General features: G+C 65.8%; 1 protein-coding gene. It reads right to left on the reverse strand.

Features of this window, described 5'->3' with window-relative positions:
* Nucleotides 1–237, reverse strand: a 237-nt coding sequence (locus tag PZA18_RS24900; RefSeq protein ID WP_284103554.1) for an IS66 family transposase, incomplete at both ends; no start/stop codon positions are given.

Consider the following 237-nt stretch of genomic DNA (forward strand, 5'->3'; position numbering starts at 1 on the left):
AACCGCCGTAGCCATCCGCCATGAGTGTCCCCTGCCAGCCTTGCAAAAAGGCCCGGGCATGGCTGCCGCTGCGGCTGGTCTGGTAGTCGAACACCACCATCGGTGGCCCGCCCGAGAGGTCGTTGCTACGATAGGCCCACAGATACGCCCGCTTGGTCTTGCCGGCACCCGGGTCCAGTTGCTGCACGGGCGTCTCATCGGCGTGCAATACCGTCTGCTGCTTGAGCCGGACCGCCA

The sequence above is a fragment of the Parachitinimonas caeni genome, assembly GCF_030129945.1.
Lineage (GTDB): Bacteria > Pseudomonadota > Gammaproteobacteria > Burkholderiales > Chitinimonadaceae > Parachitinimonas > Parachitinimonas caeni.